Source organism: Pseudomonas rubra (genome assembly GCF_028656935.1).
In the GTDB taxonomy this organism is placed as follows: domain Bacteria; phylum Pseudomonadota; class Gammaproteobacteria; order Pseudomonadales; family Pseudomonadaceae; genus Aquipseudomonas; species Aquipseudomonas rubra.
Genome location: NZ_JAMDGZ010000044.1, coordinates 76,803 through 98,499, shown reverse-complemented (window position 1 = coordinate 98,499; position 21,697 = coordinate 76,803). Strand labels below are relative to the sequence as shown.

The 21,697-nt window shown below is 61.1% G+C and carries 17 protein-coding genes; 8 read left to right on the top strand and 9 right to left on the bottom strand.

Annotation, left to right across the window (positions count from 1 at the left end):
* Window positions 1–3: 3 nt before the first annotated feature.
* The 3 genes from M5G17_RS19485 to M5G17_RS19475 all read left to right on the top strand — a co-directional run bounded on the left by M5G17_RS19485 (window position 4) and on the right by M5G17_RS19475 (window position 4,900).
* Window positions 4–3,165, top strand: a complete 3,162-nt coding sequence (locus M5G17_RS19485) for a CusA/CzcA family heavy metal efflux RND transporter (RefSeq protein ID WP_273894533.1) — start codon at window positions 4–6, stop codon at window positions 3,163–3,165.
* Between the two features lie 101 nt (window positions 3,166–3,266).
* Window positions 3,267–4,595, top strand: coding sequence for an OprD family porin (locus M5G17_RS19480; protein WP_273894532.1), 1,329 nt, complete (start codon window positions 3,267–3,269; stop codon window positions 4,593–4,595).
* Window positions 4,596–4,693: 98 nt separating this feature from the next.
* A complete protein-coding gene (locus M5G17_RS19475; protein ID WP_273894531.1) occupies window positions 4,694–4,900 on the top strand; it encodes a hypothetical protein in 207 nt (68 codons plus the stop codon).
* A 72-nt stretch (window positions 4,901–4,972) separates the two neighbouring features.
* Here the strand turns inward: M5G17_RS19475 and cmoB are convergent, their stop codons facing one another.
* From cmoB to M5G17_RS19460, 3 genes are all read right to left on the bottom strand, one after another.
* Window positions 4,973–5,929, bottom strand: a complete 957-nt coding sequence (gene cmoB / locus M5G17_RS19470; protein ID WP_273894530.1) for a tRNA 5-methoxyuridine(34)/uridine 5-oxyacetic acid(34) synthase CmoB — start codon at window positions 5,927–5,929, stop codon at window positions 4,973–4,975.
* On the bottom strand, window positions 5,926–6,669 hold the full coding sequence (gene cmoA / locus M5G17_RS19465) for a carboxy-S-adenosyl-L-methionine synthase CmoA (protein ID WP_273894529.1): 744 nt from the start codon (window positions 6,667–6,669) through the stop codon (window positions 5,926–5,928). Before cmoA ends, cmoB begins: the two co-directional genes overlap by 4 nt.
* 85 nt (window positions 6,670–6,754) lie before the next feature.
* On the bottom strand, window positions 6,755–7,153 hold the full coding sequence (locus M5G17_RS19460; protein WP_273894528.1) for a protease inhibitor I42 family protein: 399 nt from the start codon (window positions 7,151–7,153) through the stop codon (window positions 6,755–6,757).
* 121 nt (window positions 7,154–7,274) lie between these two features.
* On the opposite strand from M5G17_RS19460, the gene M5G17_RS19455 reads away from it, so the two are divergent.
* The 3 genes from M5G17_RS19455 (at window position 7,275) to M5G17_RS19445 (ending at window position 10,562) form a co-directional block, all read left to right on the top strand.
* A complete protein-coding gene (locus M5G17_RS19455; RefSeq protein WP_273894527.1) occupies window positions 7,275–8,438 on the top strand; it encodes an alpha-xenorhabdolysin family binary toxin subunit A in 1,164 nt (387 codons plus the stop codon).
* A gap of 12 nt (window positions 8,439–8,450) precedes the next feature.
* Window positions 8,451–9,467, top strand: a complete 1,017-nt coding sequence (locus M5G17_RS19450; RefSeq protein ID WP_273894526.1) for an alpha-xenorhabdolysin family binary toxin subunit B — start codon at window positions 8,451–8,453, stop codon at window positions 9,465–9,467.
* Between the two features lie 87 nt (window positions 9,468–9,554).
* Window positions 9,555–10,562 (top strand): hypothetical protein, encoded by a 1,008-nt coding sequence (locus M5G17_RS19445; protein ID WP_273894525.1) that lies wholly within the window; start codon window positions 9,555–9,557, stop codon window positions 10,560–10,562.
* A gap of 63 nt (window positions 10,563–10,625) precedes the next feature.
* Here the strand turns inward: M5G17_RS19445 and lon are convergent, their stop codons facing one another.
* From lon to M5G17_RS19425, 4 genes are all read right to left on the bottom strand, one after another.
* Window positions 10,626–13,049, bottom strand: a complete 2,424-nt coding sequence (gene lon, locus M5G17_RS19440; protein WP_273894524.1) for an endopeptidase La — start codon at window positions 13,047–13,049, stop codon at window positions 10,626–10,628.
* A gap of 117 nt (window positions 13,050–13,166) precedes the next feature.
* On the bottom strand, window positions 13,167–15,575 hold the full coding sequence (locus M5G17_RS19435; protein ID WP_273894523.1) for a glucose/quinate/shikimate family membrane-bound PQQ-dependent dehydrogenase: 2,409 nt from the start codon (window positions 15,573–15,575) through the stop codon (window positions 13,167–13,169).
* A gap of 30 nt (window positions 15,576–15,605) precedes the next feature.
* On the bottom strand, window positions 15,606–16,964 hold the full coding sequence (locus M5G17_RS19430) for a carbohydrate porin (protein ID WP_273894522.1): 1,359 nt from the start codon (window positions 16,962–16,964) through the stop codon (window positions 15,606–15,608).
* 213 nt (window positions 16,965–17,177) lie between these two features.
* Entirely contained in the window at window positions 17,178–19,232 is a 2,055-nt protein-coding gene (locus M5G17_RS19425; RefSeq protein ID WP_273894521.1) for a TonB-dependent receptor, read from the bottom strand.
* Between the two features lie 196 nt (window positions 19,233–19,428).
* Here M5G17_RS19425 and M5G17_RS19420 point away from each other — a divergent pair, with 196 nt between their 5' ends.
* Together M5G17_RS19420 and M5G17_RS19415 are read left to right on the top strand one after the other, a co-directional pair.
* Entirely contained in the window at window positions 19,429–19,650 is a 222-nt protein-coding gene (locus tag M5G17_RS19420; RefSeq protein ID WP_130265995.1) for a VF530 family protein, read from the top strand.
* Window positions 19,651–19,720: 70 nt separating this feature from the next.
* Window positions 19,721–20,308 (top strand): Pr6Pr family membrane protein, encoded by a 588-nt coding sequence (locus M5G17_RS19415; RefSeq protein WP_273894520.1) that lies wholly within the window; start codon window positions 19,721–19,723, stop codon window positions 20,306–20,308.
* A 9-nt stretch (window positions 20,309–20,317) separates the two neighbouring features.
* Here M5G17_RS19415 and M5G17_RS19410 read toward each other — a convergent pair whose 3' ends face one another.
* Together M5G17_RS19410 and M5G17_RS19405 are read right to left on the bottom strand one after the other, a co-directional pair.
* Window positions 20,318–21,085 carry a siderophore-interacting protein gene (locus tag M5G17_RS19410; RefSeq protein ID WP_273894519.1) on the bottom strand — a complete coding sequence of 256 codons (768 nt, stop codon included), beginning with the start codon at window positions 21,083–21,085 and terminating at the stop codon, window positions 20,318–20,320.
* Entirely contained in the window at window positions 21,082–21,651 is a 570-nt protein-coding gene (locus M5G17_RS19405; protein ID WP_273894518.1) for a PadR family transcriptional regulator, read from the bottom strand. Before M5G17_RS19405 ends, M5G17_RS19410 begins: the two co-directional genes overlap by 4 nt.
* Window positions 21,652–21,697 lie beyond the last annotated feature (46 nt).

The following is a 21,697-nucleotide window of genomic DNA, read 5'->3' as shown; positions in this document are numbered from 1 at the left end:
CACATGTTCGAACGCCTCATACAATTTGCCATCGAGCAGCGCCTGATGGTGCTGCTGGCGGTGCTGCTGATGGCCGGGCTGGGAGTTGCCAGCTATCAGAAGCTGCCGATCGATGCCGTGCCAGACATCACCAACGTCCAGGTGCAGATCAACACCCAGGCCGCGGGCTTTTCGCCGCTGGAAACCGAGCAACGCATTACCTTCGCCATTGAAACGGCCATGGCCGGCTTGCCGGGGCTGGAACAGACCCGTTCGCTGTCGCGTTCAGGGCTGTCGCAGGTGACGGTGATTTTCGAAGAAGGCACCGACCTGTTCTTCGCCCGGCAACTGGTCAACGAGCGCCTGCAACAGGCGCGCGAGCAGTTGCCAGAGGGTGTTGAAGCGGCCATGGGGCCGATCTCCACCGGCCTTGGCGAGATCTTCCTGTGGACCGTCGAGGCCGCCGACGATGCGCGCAAGGCCGACGGCAGCCCGTATACGCCGACCGACCTGCGCGAGATCCAGGACTGGATCATTAAGCCGCAACTGCGCAACGTGCGTGGGGTGGCGGAGATCAACACCATCGGCGGTTTCGCCAAGGAATACCAGATTGCCCCGGACCCGAAACGGCTGGCGTCCTACAAGCTGACCCTGAGCGACCTGCTCACCGCCCTTGAGCGCAACAACGCCAACGTCGGTGCGGGGTACATCGAGCGCCGCGGCGAGCAACTGCTGATTCGCGCCCCGGGGCAACTGGCCGGCATCGATGACATTGCCAATATCGTCCTGGCCAACGTCGACGGTACGCCGATCCGCGTGCGCAACGTTGCCGAGGTCGGTATTGGCCGTGAGTTGCGCAGCGGCGCGGCGACCGAGAACGGCCGCGAAGTGGTGCTGGGCACGGTGTTCATGCTGATCGGCGAGAACAGCCGCACGGTGTCCCAGGCGGTGGCGCAGAAACTGCTGGAGATTAACCGATCGCTGCCTGAAGGAGTGAGTGCGGTCACCGTCTACGACCGCACCAACCTGGTCGACAAGGCCATCGCCACGGTGAAGAAGAACCTGATCGAAGGCGCAATCCTGGTCATCGTCATTCTGTTCCTGTTCCTGGGCAATATCCGTGCGGCGCTGATCACCGCCATGGTCATTCCGTTGTCGATGCTGTTTACCTTCACCGGCATGTTCAGCAACAAGGTCAGTGCCAACCTGATGAGCCTGGGGGCGCTGGATTTCGGCATCATCGTCGATGGTGCGGTGGTGATTGTCGAGAACGCGATTCGTCGCCTGGCCCATGCCCAACAGCATCATGGCCGCCTGCTGACTCGCTCCGAGCGCCTGCACGAAGTCTTCAATGCTGCCCGCGAAGCCCGTCGGCCGCTGATTTTCGGTCAGTTGATCATCATGGTGGTGTACCTGCCGATCTTTGCCCTGAGCGGGGTCGAGGGCAAGATGTTCCACCCGATGGCCTTCACCGTGGTCATCGCCTTGCTGGGCGCCATGTTGCTGTCGGTGACCTTCGTGCCGGCAGCTATCGCCCTGTTCGTCACCGGCAAGGTCAAGGAAGACGAAAACCTGTTGATGCGCAGCGCCAAGCGCGGCTATGCACCGTTGCTCAAGTGGGTCATGGGTCATCGGCCGCTGGCCTTTGCCCTCGCCGCGATCACCGTGTTGCTCTCGGGCGTGCTGGCCAGCCGCATGGGCAGCGAGTTCGTGCCGAGCCTGAGCGAGGGCGATTTCGCCTTGCAGGCCTTGCGCGTACCTGGCACCAGCCTGAGCCAGTCGGTGCAGATGCAGCAGCGCCTGGAGCAGAGTGTGCTGAGCCAGGTGCCGGAAGTCGAACGGGTATTTGGTCGTACCGGCACTGCCGAAATCGCCTCGGACCCGATGCCGCCGAACATCTCTGACAGCTACGTCATGCTCAAACCCCAGGATCAGTGGCCAGATCCGGGCAAGAGCCGCGAGCAGCTGATTGCTGATATCCAGCGCGCCAGTGCACGGGTGCCGGGTAGCAACTACGAGCTGTCGCAACCGATCCAGCTACGTTTCAACGAGCTGATCTCCGGGGTGCGCAGTGACGTTGCGGTGAAGGTGTTCGGTGATGACATGGCGGTGCTCAACAGCACGGCGGCGAAGATTGCCAGCACCTTGCAGGCTGTGCCTGGCGCTTCGGAGGTCAAGGTTGAACAGACGTCCGGGCTGCCGGTGCTCACCATTGAGGTCGATCGTGACAAGGCCGCGCGCTATGGCCTGAATGTCGGCGATGTACAGGACACCATCGCGGTGGCTGTGGGCGGGCGCCAGGCGGGTACCTTGTACCAGGGCGACCGGCGTTTCGACATGGTCGTGCGCCTGTCCGATGACCTGCGCACCGATATCGACGGGCTGTCCCAGCTCCTGGTGCCGGTACCCGCCAGCGCGGCGGGCAATGGCCAGATCGGTTTCATTACCCTGGCCGATGTGGCCAGCCTGGAACTGGTCCAGGGGCCCAACCAGGTCAGTCGCGAAGACGGCAAGCGCCTGGTGGTGGTCAGCGCCAATGTGCGCGGGCGCGATATCGGCTCCTTTGTTGAAGAAGCAGGCCAGCGCATCGACAGCCAGGTCAGCATCCCGGCCGGCTACTGGATCCGTTGGGGGGGGCAGTTCGAGCAGTTGCAGTCGGCGGCCCAGCGCTTGAAGGTGGTGGTGCCGGTGGCCTTGCTGCTGGTGTTTGGCCTGTTGTTCATGATGTTCAACAACCTCAAGGATGGCCTGCTGGTGTTCACCGGTATTCCCTTCGCCCTGACCGGTGGCGTGGTTGCCCTCTGGCTGCGCGATATTCCGCTGTCGATTTCGGCGGGCGTGGGATTCATTGCGCTCTCCGGTGTCGCGGTGCTCAACGGCCTGGTGATGATTGCCTTTATCCGTAGCCTGCGTGAGCAGGGGCGCTCCTTGCAGTTGTCCGTTGACGAAGGTGCATTGACGCGCCTGCGGCCGGTGCTGATGACCGCCCTGGTGGCGTCGTTGGGCTTTATCCCCATGGCCCTGGCCACCGGCACTGGTGCCGAGGTGCAGCGACCGCTGGCCACCGTGGTGATCGGCGGCATCCTGTCGTCCACGGCACTAACCCTGCTGGTACTGCCTGCCTTGTATTACTGGGCGCACCGCAAGGACGAAGAGGAGGTCGTACCTGAGGTGACGAAACTGTAATTCACCGCTCATCTTCGGGTTATTCAGCCCTTGTCAGGATAACCATGGCGGCCGCTTCTGCGGCCGCCTTGCTTGTTACTGCCAATAATCAGGAGTTGAAGATGGGGAATAAAACCACAGCCTGTTTTACCGGCGCATTGGCTCTTGCCGGTTGCGCTACCGCCAATGCCGTCAGCCAGCCCGAGGGTGGGGGCTTTGTCGAAGACAGCAGCCTGACGGTGCTTAGCCGTAACTTCTATTTCAACCGCGACTACCGCAAGGGGGGCGAGTCACCCACTGGCAAGGCGGGTTACGCCGAAGCCTGGGCCCAGGCCTTTATTGCCCGTTTCGAGTCAGGCTATACCGAGGGCACCGTGGGTTTTGGCCTGGACGCCCACGCCATGCTCGCCCTCAAGCTCGACAGCGGTGATGGCCGCAGCGGCGGGCGCAGTTCGTTCGACATGTTGCCGGTGGACCGTAACGGCAATACCGCCAGCAACTTCAGCAAGCTGGGCGGCGCGCTCAAGGCGCGTCTGTTCGATACCGAGCTGAAAGTGGGCGACGTGTTCCCGACCACCCCGGTGGTGCATTTCGGCGACTCGCGGCTGTTGCCGGAAAGCTTCACCGGCTGGACCCTTGAGAACACCACCCTGGCTGGACTGAAAGTGCAGGGCGGTCGCTTGCATGCCATGAGCCAGCCGCTGTCGAGCAACAACCGCGATGGCTTCGTGACCTTTTACGGCGGCCCCGTCGATTCGCCCTGGCTGGGCTATTTTGGCGGCGACTACCAGGTCAGCGACAATCTCAGCCTGAGCCTTTACAGCAGCCGTCTGAAAGATGCCTGGGATCAGTACTACGCGGGCGTCAGCTACAAGTACCCCATCACTGAAGATCTGACCGGCTTCACCAGCTTCAACTATTACAAGGCCAAGAATGAAGGCCAGCAGTTGCTCGGCAAATTCGACAACGACATCTGGAGCGCCCGTGTCGGCGTCAGCTACGGCGCCCACACCCTGGCCCTGTCGCACCAGCGCAACCAAGGCGACAACGACTTCGATTACCTGCGCCAGTCCGACTCGATCTACCTCGACAACTCAATCCAGTACAGCGATTTCAACTCGCCCAAGGAGCGCTCGTGGATGCTCCGTTATGACCTCGACATGACTGCCTATGGCGTGCCCGGGTTGTCATTCATGACCCGCTACGGGCGCGGCAGCGGCATCGATTACTCCGATGCCAATGGCGTGTACATGCGCCGCGATGCTGGCGGCAATCCGCTGACCGATCAGAAGCGCTGGGAGCGCGATATCGAGGCGAAGTACGTGGTGCAGTCCGGCAACTTCAAGGATTTGTCGCTGCGCGTGCGTCAGGCCACGACCCGGGCCACGGCCTTTGAATCGGACTTGGATGAGGTGCGTTTGATTGTCGAGTATCCCCTGAGCCTGTTGTAGGGCAAATCTTGCAGCACTGTAATGTCCGGCTCACCTTGGCGTTAGCTTGCCTTACGTAAGATTGAACTGTCCTGAAATTCAATCACGAGGTGAGCAACATGAGCCTGAACAAATATGTGCTGATGGCTGTATTGGCCCTGGGCAGCAGTGCGGCTCTGGCCGAAGGCGGAGCGGAGCGCTCGAAGCAGTTCTGGGAAAACTTCCGCCTGAGCCAGGAACAGATTCACGGCAAGAAGGACCAGGCAGTGGCCAAGTCCGATTCGGAAAAACCTGAGACGGCGACCCGCCAGGTCGCCAAGGAGTAGCTCCATTCACCTTAGAAGCTCCCCCGCTCCTTTGGAAAAGGTGAATCTTCGGCGCCCTAATGGGCGCCTGTTTTATTTGCGCGCCACCAGTACCGCGCGACGCGGCGCCGGTAGACCTTCGAGGGTGCGGCTATGGTCATTGGGGTCGAGGAAGTCGCTGAGCGACTGGTAGCGCATCCACTCGGTGCTGCGCTGCTCTTCAACGCTGGTGGTGCTGACATCAACGCAGCGCACCTGGCTGAAACCGGCACGGCGCAACCAGCGCTCCAGCGCAGGTACCGAAGGCAGGAACCAGACATTGCGCATTTGTGCGTAGCGATCTTCAGGCACCAGCACCTGGTTTTCATCACCTTCGATCACCAGGGTTTCCAGCACCAGCTCGCCACCCTTGACCAGGCAGTCCTTGAGCGCCAGCAAGTGCTCGATGGGCGAGCGGCGGTGATAGAACACGCCCATGGAGAACACCGTGTCGAAACCTTCGAGGTTGGCTGGCAGGTCTTCCAGGGCGAAGGGCAGGTGCCAGGCGGGTAACTCTGGCAGGTAGCGCTGCACGGCCTGGAACTGGCAGAAGAACAGCCAGTTGGGGTCGACACCGATGACGCTGTCGGCCCCGGCCCCGAGCATGCGCCACTGGTAGTAGCCGTTGCCACAGCCGACATCCAGCACCCGTTTGCCCTTGAGGTCCAGGTGTGGGGCAACCCGCGACCATTTCCAGTCCGAGCGCCATTCGGTGTCGACGTGCACGCCGAACAGGTCGAACGGCCCCTTGCGCCACGGTGACAGGCCCATCAGCGCCTGGCGCATGCGCGCGCGGGTGTCGTCATCGCAGTCGCAGTTCAGACTGAGGCCGTTTTCCAGGTCAATGCGCGTCGGCAGCAGCGCTGGCAGGGCATCCAGCGCGGCTTGCCAGCGTTCCAGGTCGCCGTGACCCTTTTCCATCTTGGCATCGAGTTGCGCTTGCAGGCCCTGGGCCCATTGCGCCAGGGGAGTGCCCGCCAAGCGGCGGACCAGGGGTGACAGATCAATCATGGCAGGGCAATCAACGAGGTGAAATTAAGGCATTGGAACCAGGGCACGACCTTGGAGAAACCGGCCGCCAGCAGGCGTTCACGGTGTTCTTCGAGGCTGTCGGGCTTCATGACGTTTTCGATGGCGCTGCGCTTCTGGGCGATTTCCAGTTCGCTGTAGCCATTGGCGCGCTTGAACGCCACATGCAAGTCGGTGAGCAAGGCGTGTTCTTCGGCGTCATCAAAGCGCAGCTTCTCCGAGAGGATCAGCGCGCCGCCTGGCAGCAACGCCTGGCGGATGCGCGCGAGCAGTTCCAGGCGCTGCTGGGGGGCAATGAACTGTAGCGTGAAGTTCATTGCCACCACCGAGGCCGGCTGGAACTTCAGGGCGAGAATATCGCCTTCGATCACCTCGACTGGCAGCAACTCCTGGAACATCGAGTCCTGGGCGTTGAGGTACTGGCGGCAGCGTTCGACCATGGCCGCTGAATTGTCCACCGCAATGACCTGGCAGCCCTCGCTGCGCACATGCCGGCGCAGGGCCTGGGTCACAGCGCCCAGCGAGCTGCCCAGGTCGTACAGGGCACTGTTGGGCTGGGCGAACTGGGCGGCGAGCACGCCGAGGTTCTCGACGATGGTTGGGTAACCGGGGACCGACCGCTTGATCATATCCGGGAACACCCGCACCACGTCTTCGTTGAAGGCGAAGTCGGGCACTTGGCCAAGGGGCTGGGCGAATAGGCGGTCGGGTTCTTTGCTCACGGTTGCAATCCAGGCGTTGGACGGTAAAGGGCGGGCATTTTAGCCAAACTGGCGACAGGATGCATGGCCCACTGACCAGCGCCGCCTACTTCACCGTGATTGCGCAGTCGAAGGTCTGCACCGGGCGCACTTCCGGGGCCCAGGGTTGCTGGTAGACCAGCAGCAGATGGCCTTCGCCTGTGGCCTGGGCCTGGAAACGCCACACCGAGCGCCCGGCGCTGCCGACCACGCCGGCGTCTTCCGGATGGCTGTAGACCTCAGGCCCGAGGCTGCGCAGGATGCCCGTGGCCGGGTTCTGCACCAGCCAACGGTAGCCGGTGCTCGGGTTGCTGGGCAGGGTCAGGGTGAGCGTCTGGCCCGTCTGCATATGCGCCGGGCACTGGCTGGCCTTTTCCAACATCATGTCTTCGTGTCTGCCTGGCGTTTGTGAACAGGCTGTCAGGAGTGACAGACCAAGGACCAACAGCGTGCAATTGATGTTCATCGTTAATCCAGTCAATAGGGTCGTAAATGGCTAGCAGGAACCCTGACCCTCTGCTGAGCAGTCCGCCAGGGTATTAGTTTGAAGGTCCCCGCCGGATCGGCTTATCAACAGGGACATAGTAATGAACAGTACACCGCTAGACTTGGACACCCTGCAGAAAGAGGCCGAGCTTCTGCCCGGAAATCTCATTCAGGCAATGGCCGAGCGCGATGGCCCCGCAGAGGGTGGGTTGACGCTGACGCGAGAACACATTGTCACCCTTAACCAGTATGCCAACTATACCTTCCAGCTTCCCGTTGCCAAGGATGCCGTGATTCGCTGGTTGGGTTACTCCACCATCCAAGAGCCGGATCTGATGCCGAGCAAGATGGAGGCGATGCACAAGCAGTTGCAGAAACACGGGCGCTGTTGGACGGTACTTGCCGACAATAGCAAGAAACTCGGCTTCGAGTTGGCTGCCAGCGCCAATGGCATCAACACCACCGGCGACGAGATATTGGAGATTCTCGAAAACAGCCGCGCTCTGGGCAGGCATAGGGATGCCTGGGAAACCCTCAAGTTCGAAAAAGCGCTCAGGTTGGGTGCGGATGACAGGCGCAGGGTGCTCGACCTGGTTGACTATATGGAAGTACTGCGTGAGGACGTGGACCTTTTCGCCCGGCGTGTGAACGCAGTTCGCGAGGAAACGGAGCAGTTTCGTGATACGGCGCGTGAGCAACTGATCCCTTTGGTCGCAGTAAAAAGTCAGGCACTCAAGCGCCAAAAGGCGAGCGGGGCAGTACAGCAACTGCGAGAAGATCTGGCAGAGCTGGACAATGAAATCAAGCGACTTGAAGCCGAGTATGACCAGTATGTCAAAGCAGCGCTCAGTGGCCTGGCTGCTGGGCCGCTGGGCGCGGCTATAACCGGCGGTATTTATGGCAGCAAGGCGGCGAAAGTACGCAAGGAGCGTAACAAGCTGCAGGGCCAGCGCGCAGCGCTTAGCCAGAAAATCAAGGAGTCCGTTCGGTTGGAGGGGCTGGTGGAAGAGCTCGGCACTCAAATGGGACAGCTGGATACTCGACTCAGGGATGTGGTGACAGCCTCTTCCCACCTGCAATCGGCCTGGCAGTTGATTGGCGTTTACATCGATACATCGATTGAACACCTGCAGCGTATTGAAACCAATCAGGCGTTGTTCAAGTTTTCGATATTTTTCAAACGCTTTATAGGTCAATGGAAAGACATAGAAAAATTTGCCCAGCATATGAATCGTGTCTTTGATGACGCTGCAGCCGCTAAATAAGGATATACCCTCATGAATGATAATGTCGTTGCTTTGAATTTGAATGTTGAACTTAAAGCCCCTGATATGGATGTGCTTCTGGCCCCGGTGTCTGCCTATGCAGCGCTCTGGGCGCAGCGTACGTTCGCGTTTCTACCGTTATTGCATGAATCAATTGAGCGGCACTACAAGGGGTTTCAAAAGTACGTTGACAGTTTGGCTAAAAATGCGGAGGTGCTTGCGGTAACCATTAAATCACATCAGCTTGATGCGCTGCTTGACGAGCTTCGAGAGAGCCAGGAAGACCCGGAAGAACAGGAGTTCTACCTTGAGGAATTACAGACCTCAAAAAACAAGATAGCTACAGCACTTGATGCCGTGGTCTCTGGGGTGATGACCGCGTCGAAATCCATTGGCAGCTTGCCGGTTTATGATGTGGCCCGCGACCAGGCACGTTACCTGGAAACCCACGAGCGGCTGGCCATCAGCTTGCAAGCGCTTGCCGTTACGCTCAGCGCAAAACGCGAAAACCTTGCCGAGCTGGAAAATGCGATCAGTGTGTTTGAAGCCAATGGAATTGAAAAACTGTTTGAGGGCAAATTGCCAACGGTCGAGCAACTCCAGGGACTGGTCGCCCAAGGCTCCACCACGGCCGGCGCTGCCGCAGCAGTCGAGCAGGCATTGGCAGCACTGGCCAAACTGATGGATGGTGTTCAGCAAGGAATGCGTTACTCGCGACTTCAAGACCAGCGCCGGGCGCTACGCGCAGAAGCCAACGAATTGATCGCTGAGCAACGTGAAAAGGAACAACGGGCGAAACAGGTACAGGCCAACCTGCAGTCGCTGTCGGAGTATTCAGCACTGTATCCAAAGCGTCAGGGGTGGCTGGCTGAAAAACAGCAAATCCGTGTGCAACTGGAGACGCTGGCTAATCAGATGCGTCGGATGAACTTGAACAGTTACGCAAAGGCACAGTTGCTAAACCGGCTGCTGAAACAACTGGTTAGCTATCTGCAAGATGTTGTTCTGAAGTTTCGCCAGGCCTTTTAACCACCGTTGCGCTTGATCATTGCGATTTGCTCCTTTGTCGAGGGAAGGGGCAGACGCAGGAACGGGATGTGCAGGAGTGATGCGTGAATGAATACACATGAAGTGATGGATAAAGGCTGGCAAGTACAAGCTTCAACTCTCCCCGCGGCGTTGCTGAGTGCAATGGCGTCAGGACTGGACACCGGTGCACTGAGCTTGTCGCCGGCACACGTTCGAAACCTCAATGCCTATGTAGCCTATGCGAGGGGCCTGCCGAGCTCGCCCACAGGCATCGCTCGGTGGACCGGAGCAAGTGCAGCGGCAGCGGACTTCAGAAAGATACCGGTCGATAATTCTATATTTGCATCGAACCCTGAACTTAATAACAACAGCATGCTGACATTCTTTAGTCAGGTGAAAAGGCACGCCTCAGGCTGGGAGGTGTTGTTCGGAACAAACCTGCAACTGGCAAGCGCATTGGTAACGGCTGCCGGCAGCATCAATCATTCAGGGACCGTCATTCTAGAGGTGTGTGCGCAAACCAAGGCACTGGGTAAACGACGTGAAGCCTGGGATGCCTTGCAAGGGGGGGAGTTGCTCCCACTCAGCGCGGCTGACCAGAAAATTGTATTGTCCTTGCCAAACCAGATGAGCGCACTCAAGGCGCAACTGCGGGCTTACGCGCAGCAGGTGGAGTCTGTACGTATCCAGGGCACTCGGTTTCGCGATGAGGCGAGGCTGCAGCTACTGCCTGCGGTCGTGAGGAAGACTAAAGAAATTGGCCAGTACCTGCACCCAACACTCCAAACCACAATGGGCTTCATGGGGGTGGTTGCGAGGTTGAAAAGCCGTGTCGAAGAGCTCTTAGAAGAGCTGCAGAAAATGGATAAGCTACTCAGGGAAGTCCTGACCGCTGCTTCTCATGTTCATTCCGCTTGGCAAAGCCTAACCCTCTATATCGACACGTCGAATACTCAGCTTCAGCGCATTACCACAGGCCAACAATTGGCACGCTTCGCGATTTACTTCGGTCGGTTCCTGGGGCTGTGGAAGACGATCGAAGACAGCGCAAAGCACATGGTCCGCACGTTGACCCAGTGTCAACGAAGAACGTGATTCAACCACCGTCAATCAAGGGGATGCGGGCTTTCAACGCCCGCGTCCATTCTCGCGAAAACCTCAGGTGAACAACACCTTTGCCACATCGCTGAAGCGCTTGGCAAAGTGCACGCTCAACCCCTCCTTGAGGTAGTCCGGCAATTCTTCGAAATCACCGCGGTTGGCCTCAGGCAGAATCAGCTCGAAGATCTTCTGCCGCCGCGCCGCAATGACCTTCTCGCGCACCCCGCCAATCGGCAGGACCCTGCCGGTCAGGGTCAGTTCACCGGTCATGGCCACGCCTTTTTTCGGCACCTGGTCGCGGGCCAGCGACAGCAACGCACTGGCCATGGTCACCCCGGCGCTGGGGCCGTCCTTGGGGGTGGCACCTTCCGGCACGTGCAGGTGGATGAACGCTTCGTTGAAGAAGCTCGGGTCACCGCCGTATTGCTTGAGGTTGGCGCTGACGTAGCTGTAGGCGATCTCGGCAGATTCTTTCATCACCTCACCCAACTGACCGGTCAGCTTGAAGCCGCGGTTGAGGGTATGAATGCGGGTTGCCTCGATCGGCAAGGTGGCGCCGCCCATGCTGGTCCAGGCAAGGCCAGTGATCACGCCCTTGCCAGCAAGCACCTGTTCGCTACGAAACACCGGCATGCCCAGTGAGGCTTCGAGGTCCTTGGCGCCGATCTTGATCTTTTTCTCGGGATCGTCCAGCAGTTGTACCACCGCCTTGCGCACCAGTTTGCCCAACTGCTTTTCCAGCTGACGCACACCGGCTTCGCGGGCATAGCCCTCGATCACCATGCGCAGGGCGCTGTCGCTGATGCTCAGGCTGGCCTTGGCCACCCCGGCTTTTTGCAGCTGCTTGGGCCATAGATGGCGCTTGGCGATGGCCAGTTTTTCTTCGGTGATGTAGCCGGACAGGCGAATCACTTCCATACGGTCAAGCAACGGCCCGGGGATCGAGTCGAGGGTGTTGGCAGTGCACACGAACAGCACCTTGGACAGGTCCAGGCGCAAGTCCAGATAATGGTCGAGGAAGTCGACGTTCTGCTCCGGGTCGAGGGTTTCCAGCAGCGCCGAGGCCGGATCGCCCTGGTAGCTCTGGCCCATCTTGTCGATCTCGTCGAGCATGATCACCGGGTTCATCACCTCGACGTCTTTGAGTGCCTGCACCAGCTTGCCCGGCTGGGCGCCGATGTAGGTGCGGCGGTGGCCCTTGATCTCGGCCTCGTCGCGCATGCCGCCGACACTAAAGCGGTAGAACGGTCGGCCCAGGGATTCGGCGATGGACTTGCCGATACTGGTCTTGCCAACGCCTGGCGGGCCCACCAGCAGCACGATAGAGCCGCTGATCTCGCCTTTGTAGGCACCTACGGCGAGAAATTCGAGAATGCGTTCCTTGATGTCATCAAGGCCTGCGTGGTGCTGGTCGAGCACCTTGCGCGCGTGCTTGAGGTCGAGCTTGTCCTTGCCGTAGACGCCCCAGGGCAGGTTGGTGGCCCAGTCCAGGTAGTTGCGGGTAACAGCGTACTCCGGTGAGCCAGTCTCGAGGATCGACAGCTTGGCTGTCTCCTCGTCGATGCGCTTGCGCGCCGCGGCGGGCAGGGTCTTGCCCTGCAGGCGCTGCTCGAACTGTTCGAGGTCGGCGCTGCGATCGTCCTTGGTCAGGCCCAGCTCCTGCTGGATGACCTTGAGCTGTTCCTTAAGGAAGAACTCGCGCTGGTGCTCGCCGATCTGCCGGTTCACTTCGGCGGAGATCTCGTTCTGCAGGTGCGCGACTTCGACTTCCTTGCGCAGCATCGGCAGGACCTTCTCCATGCGCTTGAGCATCGGTACGCAGTCGAGCACTTCCTGCAACTGGTTGCCGGTGGCCGAGGTCAGCGCGGCGGCGAAGTCGGTCAAGGGCGACGGGTCGTTGGGGCTGAAGCGGTTGAGGTAGTTCTTCAGCTCTTCGCTGTACAGCGGGTTGAGTGGCAGCAGTTCCTTGATTGCATTGATCAGGGCCATACCGTAGGCCTTGACCTCGTCGGTCGGCTCGCTGGTTTGATGCGGGTATTCGACCTCGACCAGGTAGGGCGGGCGATGGTGCTTGAGCCAGGAGCGGATGCGGACCCGGGTCAGGCCCTGGGCGACGAACTGCAACTTGCCGTTTTCGCGGCTGGCGTGGTGAACCTTGACCAGGGTGCCATACAGCGGCAGGGCCGAGGTGTCGAAATGACGGTGGTCTTCGGGCGGCGTGTCCATGAAGAACAGGGCCAGGGAGTGGTGCGGGGTCTTGGCGACCAGGTCCAGGGTTTCGGCCCAGGGCTCTTCATTGACGATCACCGGCAAGACTTGCGCGGGGAAGAACGGGCGGTTGTGAATCGGGATGATATAGACCTTGTCCGGCAGCTGTTGGCCAGGCAAGGCAAGGTTCTGGCCGCTGTGTTCGGCGGCTTCGAGATGCTCGACTTCGGCGTGGTCCTCGGGATGTTCGGGTAGATCCTGCTGATCGCTCATGGGGCACCTGCTCAATGACTATGGTGCTTAGATGGGGCGGGTGGGGGGCGGTTTCAATGGTAGCGCTTGATCGCGGGGCAAGCCCGCTCCTACACGTCTGTAGGAGCGGGCTGAGGTTTACTCAGCCAATTTGTAAGCGATTACGTAATCGCCCATTTTGGTGCCCAGCGAGCCGTGACCCCCGGCGGTCACCAGCACGTACTGCTTGCCGTCCTTGCCGGTGTAGGTCATCGGCGTAGCCTGGCCACCGGCCGGCAGGCGCGATTTCCACAGCTCCTTGCCGGTATTGGTGTCGTAGGCACGCAGGTACTGGTCCAGGGTTCCGCTGAGGAAGCCCAGGCCGCCGGCGGTGACGATCGAGCCGCCCATGCTTGGCACGCCAATCGGCAGGCCGATCGGGATCGGCGAACTGTCACGGCTGGTGCCGTTCTTGTGCTTCCACACCACCTGATTGGTGGTCAGGTCGATGCCGGCCACGTAACCCCAGGCTGGCGCCTGACAAGGTACGCCCAGCGGCGACATGAACGGGTGCATGATCACCGCGTACGGTGCGCCGGTGTTGGGCTGCACGCCGCTGGTTTCGCTCTCGCGCTTGCTGCCGGCGGCGACGTCGGCGCGCGGTACCATTTTCGAGACGAAGGCCATGTAGTTGGGGCTGGTGAACAGCAGCTGGCGCACCGGGTCGACCGAGACGCTGCCCCAGTTGAACACACCGACGTTACCCGGGTAGACCAGGCTGCCCTGCTCCGAGGGCGGGGTGTATTGGCCTTCGTAGCGCAGTTCGCGGAACTGGATGCGGCAGAGCATCTGGTCGAACGGGCTGGCGCCCCACATGGCTTGTTCGGTCAGGTCCGGGCCAAGCAGGTTGAGGTCCGAGCGGGCCTGGGTCGGCGAGGTGTGGTCGCCTTCGACCGCACCTTGCGGTACCGGGATCTCGCGGATCGGCACGATCGGCGTACCGTCGCGACGGTCTAGCACGTACAGGCTGCCCTGTTTGGTCGGGGCGATCAGCGCAGGTTTGACGCCGTCGGCGGTTTTCAGGTCGAGCAGGGTAGGCTGGCTGCCGACGTCCATGTCCCACAGGTCGTGGTGGGTGAACTGGTAGTTCCAGCGTACTTTGCCGTTGCCCAGGTCAAGGGCGACGATACCGGCGCTGTACTTCTCGGCACCTGGGGTGCGGTCTGCACCCCACTGGTCTGGCGTCTGGTTGCCCAGCGGCAGGAAGACCATGCCCAGTTTCTCGTCGACGCTGGCCAGCGACCACATGTTCGCCGAGTTGCGGCTGTAGGTTTTACCCGCTGCCAGAGGCGCGGTGTCATCCGGGTTGTTGCTGTCCCAGTTCCACACCAGGCGGCCGTCGTGCACGTCGTAGGCGCGAATCACCCCGGACGGCTCGTTGGTCGACTCATTGTCGGTGACATGGCCGCCGATGATCACCAGTTCGCGGGTGATCGCCGCAGGCGAGGTGGAGTAGTAACCGCCGGCGGTGAACGGGCCGATGCCGGTGGTCAGGTCGATCACACCCTGGTTGCCGAACCCTTCACAGACCTTGCCAGTGTCGGCGTTCAGGGCGATCAGGCGGGCGTCGGCGGTTGGCAGGTAGAGGCGACGCGGGCAGGCGACAGCAACGGCCTGGCCGGCTGCGCTGATTTTCGGCGCCGGGCTGCCGTCGGCACTGACGTAGTTGTTCTCGTCGTAATACGAAACGCCACGGCAGGTCATGTGGGCAAAGCCCTTGAAGCCCACAGGGCTTTTGATCTGCGGGTCGAAACGCCAGATTTCCGCACCGGTGTCCGGATCCAGGGCCAGCACTTTGCTGTGGGCGGTGCAGGCGTACAGCTTGCCGTTGACCTTCAGCGGGGTGTTCTGGTTGGTCAGCTCCACCGGGTCGTTGTCGGTCGGCAGGTCACCGGTGCGGATGCGCCAGGCTTCCTGCAGCTTGTGTACGTTCTGTGGGGTGATCTGACGCAGCGGCGAGTAGCGGTCGCCGAATTCGCTGCGGCCATAGGCCTGCCACTCGCCATCGGGCATCTGTGGCGCGGTGCTGCTCATCTGCGCGCTTTCGCGGCCCAGCTCGCCCTTGATTTCACCCGGGTTGGTGAACTGGCTGGCCACTGCAGTGGCGCCAGACAACACCACTGCCAGGCTCAGCAGGCCGGTGTTGACCTTGGATGGGTTGCCCAGCAGCGGGCGACGGGCCCACGGCAGCAGCAACACCACACCCAGGGCGAACCACAGGGCCAGGCGCGGCACCAGTTGCCACCAGTCCAGGCCCACTTCCCACAATGCCCACAAGGTGCTGCCTAGCAGCACCAGACCGTACAGGCCCAGGGCGTGACGACGCAGGGCTAGCAACAGAATGCCGGACAGGGCGAAGCCAATGCCTGCGATCAGGTAATACAGCGAGCCGCCCAGCTGGCTCAGTTTGATACCGCCGGCCAGCAGGGCCAGGCCCATCAGCAACAGCAGCACACCGATCAGTCGCGGCAGCCAGCGGGTTCTACTCAAGGCACCATCAGTGCTCATCGTGTGTTCTCCGTTAGGTGAAAAGGGTGGTTAGAAACTGCTCTGGAGCTTGATCCCGCCGATCAACGCGTCGTCGACCTGGCTCACGCCACCGGGGTGGCGGATGTACTGCAGGTTCGGGCGCACAGTCAGCCAGTCGGCCAGGTGAATGCCGTAGTACAGCTCGGCGCTGTATTCGGTGTCCTGGATCGGACGGAACAGGGGATCGTTGTAGTCGCTGATGCCGCTGGCCTGGTTGATGGCCTGGGCATTCTTGCGATAGGCAGGGTTGACGTGCACGCGGGCCAGGGCGAAACCGATGTCGTCCTTGGCGCGGGCATCGAAAGGCCCCTTGTACACCACACCTGCCTGAACATAGTTGTCGATGGCATTGGTCTTCTTGTCGTGCAGCGTGGCGTTGGCGAACACACTCAACCCCCGCGAATGGTCGGATGCCAGCGACGTCACCTGTTGCTGGGCGCCGAGCCAGAAGCCGTGCTTGCTCGAACGGCTGCGGTAAGCCTGGCCGCTCAGTGCTGCCGGTTGTTCGTTGCTGTCTTTGTAGACATCGCTTGCCTTGGCATTACTGTAGTAGTAACCGGCGCGATATTCCCCTTTCAGGCCGTTGAGTGCCGGCGTCCAGACCAGTTCGACCGGGATCACCGCGCCCTGAGTGCCGCTGCCGCTGAGCTTGAAGCCGTTGCCGCGATTAAGGTTGGAAGGGTTCTGCTCATAGGCGCCGATCTGCGCGTAGAGTTCCGGGGTCAGGTTGTACTTGACCCGCAGGGCCCACTGGCTGACCGGCCAGTTGTACCAGATGTTCCCGTCCCAGTTGCCCACCTGGGAGCCGCAGAACGCCAGGTTCTGGAAGTCGCAAGGGAAGCTGTTGAAGTCCTCGCCCTGGCCGAAGCGGCCGAATTTCACGTCCAGCGCACCGTCGAAGTACTTCTGCTTGATCCACATCTGGGTCAACCGCCAGGTCTGGCCACGGCCCCAGATTTCCTGGGCCGAGGTGAAACCGCCAACGCGCGGGTCATTGATACGGTCGTTGCTGATGTTGTCGCCATGGCGCTGGGTCACGGTCAACTGAAACTCGGTGTCGTGCCAGCCGAGAATTTTCTGCAGGTCCAGGTGAGTGCCGAGGGCGAACTGGCCGCTATAGCGCGCAGTTTCGTCATCGTCATAGCCACCGTGCAGGTTGGCGCCCATCTCGCCGGTGTAACCCAGGGTGAAGTCGTAGCCGCGTTCAGCCAGCTCCGTGCGGGTGCCGCCCCAATCGCCGAGCATCCATGGCGAGTCGCTGGCGAACATCGCCGCGGCCTGGGCGCAAGGCGCGAGGCTGGCGATGGCCAGACCCGAAAGCAGTGTCCGGGTGGCGGGGGAAAAGCGGAAACGATCATTCTGAGGCATGAGATAGCGCTATCTTTTGATTATTGAAAAAACGGCAAGGCCACCGAGTTCCGAGGATCATCGGCGATAAGGCTGCAGGGAAGTGAACTGAAGCGGTTCAGCTTGAGGCGGGGAGGATATAGCTGAATTTGTAAGAAAAAAAGTCAATTCAACGAGAGGCACCGTTGCCGGATCGGTAATAGTCCGGTAACGGTGCCATTGGGTAGGAGCGGGTTAGAAGGTGGTACGCAGACCGACTTCGACACTGCGCCCTGGCGCCGGGGCGATGTCGCGCAGGATTGAGCTTGAGTAACGTACGGTCTGGTCGGTCAGGTTTTCGCCGCGGACAAAGGCCAGCCACTGGCTCTGGCCGATGTCGAAGCGATAGCCGACGCTGGCGCCGAGGGTGGTGTAGCCGTCGGTGCTGGTCTCGTTGGCCGGCTTTTTATGCTGGGCACTGGCGTGTTGCACATCCACCCGCGCCTGCCAGCGATCCAGCTCCCACAGCAAGCCGCTGTTCAGGCGCAGCGGGGCGATGCGCGGCAGGTCTTCGCCGGTGTCGAGGTTCTTGGCCCGGGTGTAGTCGCCAGACAGCTCCAGGGCGAAGCTGCCGTAGCGGTTCTGCGCCAGTTGCCAGCGGTCCTGGGCTTCGATGCCGTAGAAGCGCGCGCGAACCCCATGGTAGAGGTATTCAGGCACATCGCCGCCGTGGTCATGGTCATGGTCGTGATCGTGATCGCCATGATCATGGTCGTGGTCATGACCTTCGCGCAGGTTGCCGCTGGCCAGCAGGCCGATGTAGTTGCTGAAGTGGCTGTAGAACACACCGACGCTGCCCTTGTGCGTACCGTTGTCAAAACGCAGGGCCAGGTCGCTGGAGATGGCTTTTTCCTTGTTCAGGTTGGGGTCGCCGACTTCGTAGGTGCCGGTGGCGACGTGGGCGCCGTTGGCATACAGCTCGTAGAAGGTCGGGGCGCGTTCGGTGTAGCCCAGGGTCGCAGCCAGGGACCAGACTGGCGTCAGCTCGTAGACCGCGCCGGAGGACAGGCTGGCGGCGGTGAAGCTGCTCGAACGATCCGCTTCGGCAAAACGCTCGCTGCCCTTGCTGTCGGGTTCGACCCGGGTGTGCTCCAGGCGTGCGCCAAGGCTCAGGTTCAGGCGTTCCGTGGCTTGCCACTGTTCAAGCATGAACAGCGCCAGGCTGTTGGTGTCGGTGTGCGGTACGAAGGCCTCTTCGCCAAGGGCGGAGAACTCATTGCGGCTGACCTGGGCGCCAATCACCCCTTCGACCGGCCCCAGCGGTTGATGCCGGGCCTCGACCCGCGCCTCGTAGCCCTTGTTCTTGAACGTGGTGTGCACCTCGCCGCTTTCCAGCTCGCGGTGCTGGTAGTCGGTGTAGCCGAGGTCGACTTTCACCGAGCTGAACGGACCGTCGAGGTCGCGCAGTTCCGAAGCAAAGCCGTAATGATCCTGCTGCATGTCCAGACGCACGCCGGGCTCGGCCACCGAGCCGTAGTTGGAGTCATAGCGGCTGTAGGAAAGGCCGGCATAGCCGTGATCCCAATGGTAGGCACCACCTACGGCGCCACCATCCTGGCGGCCGTCGCTGTTTTCCAGGCGATGCTTGCTGCCTGGTTCGTCAGCGTCGCGCACTTTCGAGCTGCGCGCGTAACCGGGGATGCGCAGGTCATTGAACTGGCGACTGTTGGCGTCCAGGTGCAGGGCGAAGCGGCCATCGCCGGCTTCCAGCTTGCCAGCGCTGCTGCGGGTGGTGTCGGCGCCGCCGTAACGCAATTCGCCAGCCCCATGAATGCCGTCGATGGGCGAGGTCGGAATGCGGTTGTCGAAACTGTTGACCCCCCCGCCGATGGCATTGCCGCCGTAGAGCAGGGCGGCCGGACCACGGACGATTTCGATGCGCTCGACGGTGGCCGGGTCCAGCGGCACGGCGTGGTCATAGGACAGCGACGAAGCGTCCAGGGCGCCGACGCCGTTGCGCAGGATGCGAATGCGGTCGCCATCCAGGCCGCGGATCACCGGGCGGCTGGCCCCGGGGCCAAACCAGGTGGACGCGACACCGGGCTGGTTGTTCAAGGTCTGGCCGAGGCTGCCTTTTTGTTGCAGGGCCAGATTGTCGCCGTCGAGCACGGTGCTGGGCGCGGCCAGTTCACTGTTACCCAGCGGGTTAGCGGTGATCACCTGGGGTTGCAGCTCGACAGCCTGGCTCAACGGCGAGGCTAGCCAGAGCGCGGCGGCAAGTGGGGAGAGGCGCAGGGGTAAGTGACGCATGGAGGGCAGGGTCCTTGGCAGTGTTATAGTATTGATACAGTATAACATTACATACGAAGATAAAACGCTCACGTGCTGGCTAGAGCCTTTGCCCACACTAGAATGTCTTTAAGCAGCACCGCGAATGCGAAAAGTCTGAAGACTTGCAGGCGAGCCTCGGCTAAGGTGCGCACCTTTCGTTGGCTGGAGCACAGGCATGACCGCCGCTAATCAAAACCCGCTGCATGGCGTGACCCTGGAGCAGATCCTTACCGCGCTGGTAGAGAAATACCAATGGGACGGCCTGGCTGAGCGCATTGATATCCGCTGCTTCAAGAGTGACCCGAGCATCAAGTCGAGCCTGACCTTCTTGCGCAAGACGCCCTGGGCTCGAGAGAAGGTCGAACGCTTGTACCTGAAAATGCAACGCGGCCGCTGAGCCGGTGTGCCGCCGAACGCTACTGATAGCCCTGGCCGCGTGCCTGGGCTGGAGCGCGTTGGCGATTCAGATGTACTTGCTGTTGTGGGCGCGTTGGCAGGAGCAGGCCAGCCTGCTGGGCGGCCTGGTGACCTTGTTCAGTTTTTTCACGGTGCTCAGCAATACGCTGGTCGCGGTGGTGCTCAGTTCTGCGGCATTCGGTCGGGATTCGCCGCTGCGGCGCTTCTTTCTGGCGCCCTGGGTCAGTTCGGGGGTGGCCGCCTGCATCATCCTTGTTGGCCTTGCCTATAGTCTGTTGTTGCGTCACCTGTGGCATCCACAGGGCTGGCAATGGCTTGCGGACGAGCTGTTGCATGACGTCATGCCGCTGGTATTCGTGGTCTATTGGTGGTGCTGCGTGGAGAAGGGCAGCCTGCGCGCAAGGCATCTGCTGGCCTGGCTGCTGTACCCGTTGGGGTACTTTGCCTATGCGCTGCTGCGAGGGCAGGTGATAGGTGTCTATCCCTATCCGTTCATCGATGTGGCCGAACTGGGCTATGCCCGGGTTGTGCTCAATGCGCTGGCGATACTGCTGGGGTTCGTTACCATCGGCCTGCTGTTGCTCGGCCTTGATCATTGGCAGGGCGGGCGCCTGGCCAAGGCCAGGACGCAACCCTGAGGTAGCCGGTCAATCGTCGTGTGAGTCGAGGTTCCAGTAGGCGACGGCCTTGATCAGGTCTTCCTTGACACCCTTGTCATCGATCAGCAGGCGCTTGGTCTTACGCATTAGCGATTTTTCCAGGGCAACCCAGGCGTACATCTGTCCTTCAGGCAGGCTCACCTCCTTCAGCACTTCAAGCAGGTTCTGCTTCTGGCGCAGCACCCAGATCACCTCGACCTGCGATGCACTGGTCAGCGGCTGTTGTTCCTGGGCATCTTCGATTTCAATCACCGCTACCACTTTGCGGCCAGCGGGCAGTTCTTCCAGGCGCCGGGCAATGGCTGGAATAGCGGTTTCATCGCCGATCAACAAGTAACTGTCGAAAATGTCCGGAACCACCATCGAGGCGCGTGGGCCGGCCATATTGAGCACCTGGCCGACCTGGGCCTGGGCCGCCCAGGTGGAGGCAGGGCCGTCACCATGGAGCACGAAGTCGATGTCCATCTCGCCACGGACCAGGTCGATACGCCGCGGCGTGTACTCGCGCATGGTTGGACGCCCGCCGTCACGGCTGAAGTCGAGGTTGTCGAGGAGGGTCTGTTCTTCTGGCGTGCAGGCGAACATCAGTTTGACATGGTCATCACTGCCAACACTGGTAAAGCCCTGCAACTCTGGCCCGCCGAGGGTGATGCGGCGCATGCGCGGGGTCAGCTCGGTGACCCCCAGCACGTCCAGGCGGCGGTGTTTGATCTCGTGGTTGACGCGGTGAATGGTGGCGTTTTCGCTAACAGTCATTCGGGTTTCTCCGGTGAGGTCGCAATGGGCCCTGCGACGATGGCTTTGGCGGTGTCGTTGAGCAGGCTGCGGACCCGCTCGATTTCCGCCGGGTTCCAGCGCCCGCTGTGCATTTGCAGGGCATGGCGCAAGTTATGTACGGCTTCGTGGATCTCGGCCGGGCGATCGTGGCCGCGCAGCGAGCGCTTGCTGACTTCGATGCGCATGCGCACGCCGTCCAGGGCAATGGCCTGCTCGGCCAGAGATTTTGTCCCGGCCGCAGTGATGCCGTAGAGGCGTTTACTGCCCTGGGTTTCGCCGCTGATCAATTCAGCTTCTTCAAGAAAATTCAGGGTTGGATAGATCACGCCAGGGCTTGGGCTGTAGCTGCCATCGAAGAGGCTTTCGATCTGGCGGATCAGGTCGTAACCGTGGCAGGGCTGTTCGCCCAGCATTGATAACAGCAGCAGTTTCAGGTCGCCAGGGGCAAACACCCGTGGGCCGCGATCGCCACGCTCACGGCTGTGGCGACGTTCGAATCCGTCATGCCGCTCGCCATGCTCGCGATGGGGTTGATGGTCGCGCATGAGGAATCTCCGGTTGCGTTAGATGTATCTTTAGATATTACTCAAG

Bases quoted from the DNA above. Each gene is read 5' to 3' on its own strand.
- M5G17_RS19485 (WP_273894533.1), top strand. From the start codon at position 4: ATGTTCGAACGCCTCATACAATTTGCCATCGAGCAGCGCCTGATGGTG.
- M5G17_RS19480 (WP_273894532.1), top strand. From the start codon at position 3,267: ATGGGGAATAAAACCACAGCCTGTTTTACCGGCGCATTGGCTCTTGCC.
- M5G17_RS19475 (WP_273894531.1), top strand. From the start codon at position 4,694: ATGAGCCTGAACAAATATGTGCTGATGGCTGTATTGGCCCTGGGCAGC.
- cmoB (WP_273894530.1), bottom strand. From the start codon at position 5,929: ATGATTGATCTGTCACCCCTGGTCCGCCGCTTGGCGGGCACTCCCCTG.
- M5G17_RS19460 (WP_273894528.1), bottom strand. From the start codon at position 7,153: ATGAACATCAATTGCACGCTGTTGGTCCTTGGTCTGTCACTCCTGACA.
- M5G17_RS19455 (WP_273894527.1), top strand. From the start codon at position 7,275: ATGAACAGTACACCGCTAGACTTGGACACCCTGCAGAAAGAGGCCGAG.
- M5G17_RS19450 (WP_273894526.1), top strand. From the start codon at position 8,451: ATGAATGATAATGTCGTTGCTTTGAATTTGAATGTTGAACTTAAAGCC.
- M5G17_RS19445 (WP_273894525.1), top strand. From the start codon at position 9,555: ATGAATACACATGAAGTGATGGATAAAGGCTGGCAAGTACAAGCTTCA.
- lon (WP_273894524.1), bottom strand. From the start codon at position 13,049: ATGAGCGATCAGCAGGATCTACCCGAACATCCCGAGGACCACGCCGAA.
- M5G17_RS19435 (WP_273894523.1), bottom strand. From the start codon at position 15,575: ATGAGCACTGATGGTGCCTTGAGTAGAACCCGCTGGCTGCCGCGACTG.
- M5G17_RS19430 (WP_273894522.1), bottom strand. From the start codon at position 16,964: ATGCCTCAGAATGATCGTTTCCGCTTTTCCCCCGCCACCCGGACACTG.
- M5G17_RS19425 (WP_273894521.1), bottom strand. From the start codon at position 19,232: ATGCGTCACTTACCCCTGCGCCTCTCCCCACTTGCCGCCGCGCTCTGG.
- M5G17_RS19420 (WP_130265995.1), top strand. From the start codon at position 19,429: ATGACCGCCGCTAATCAAAACCCGCTGCATGGCGTGACCCTGGAGCAG.
- M5G17_RS19415 (WP_273894520.1), top strand. From the start codon at position 19,721: ATGTACTTGCTGTTGTGGGCGCGTTGGCAGGAGCAGGCCAGCCTGCTG.
- M5G17_RS19410 (WP_273894519.1), bottom strand. From the start codon at position 21,085: ATGACTGTTAGCGAAAACGCCACCATTCACCGCGTCAACCACGAGATC.
- M5G17_RS19405 (WP_273894518.1), bottom strand. From the start codon at position 21,651: ATGCGCGACCATCAACCCCATCGCGAGCATGGCGAGCGGCATGACGGA.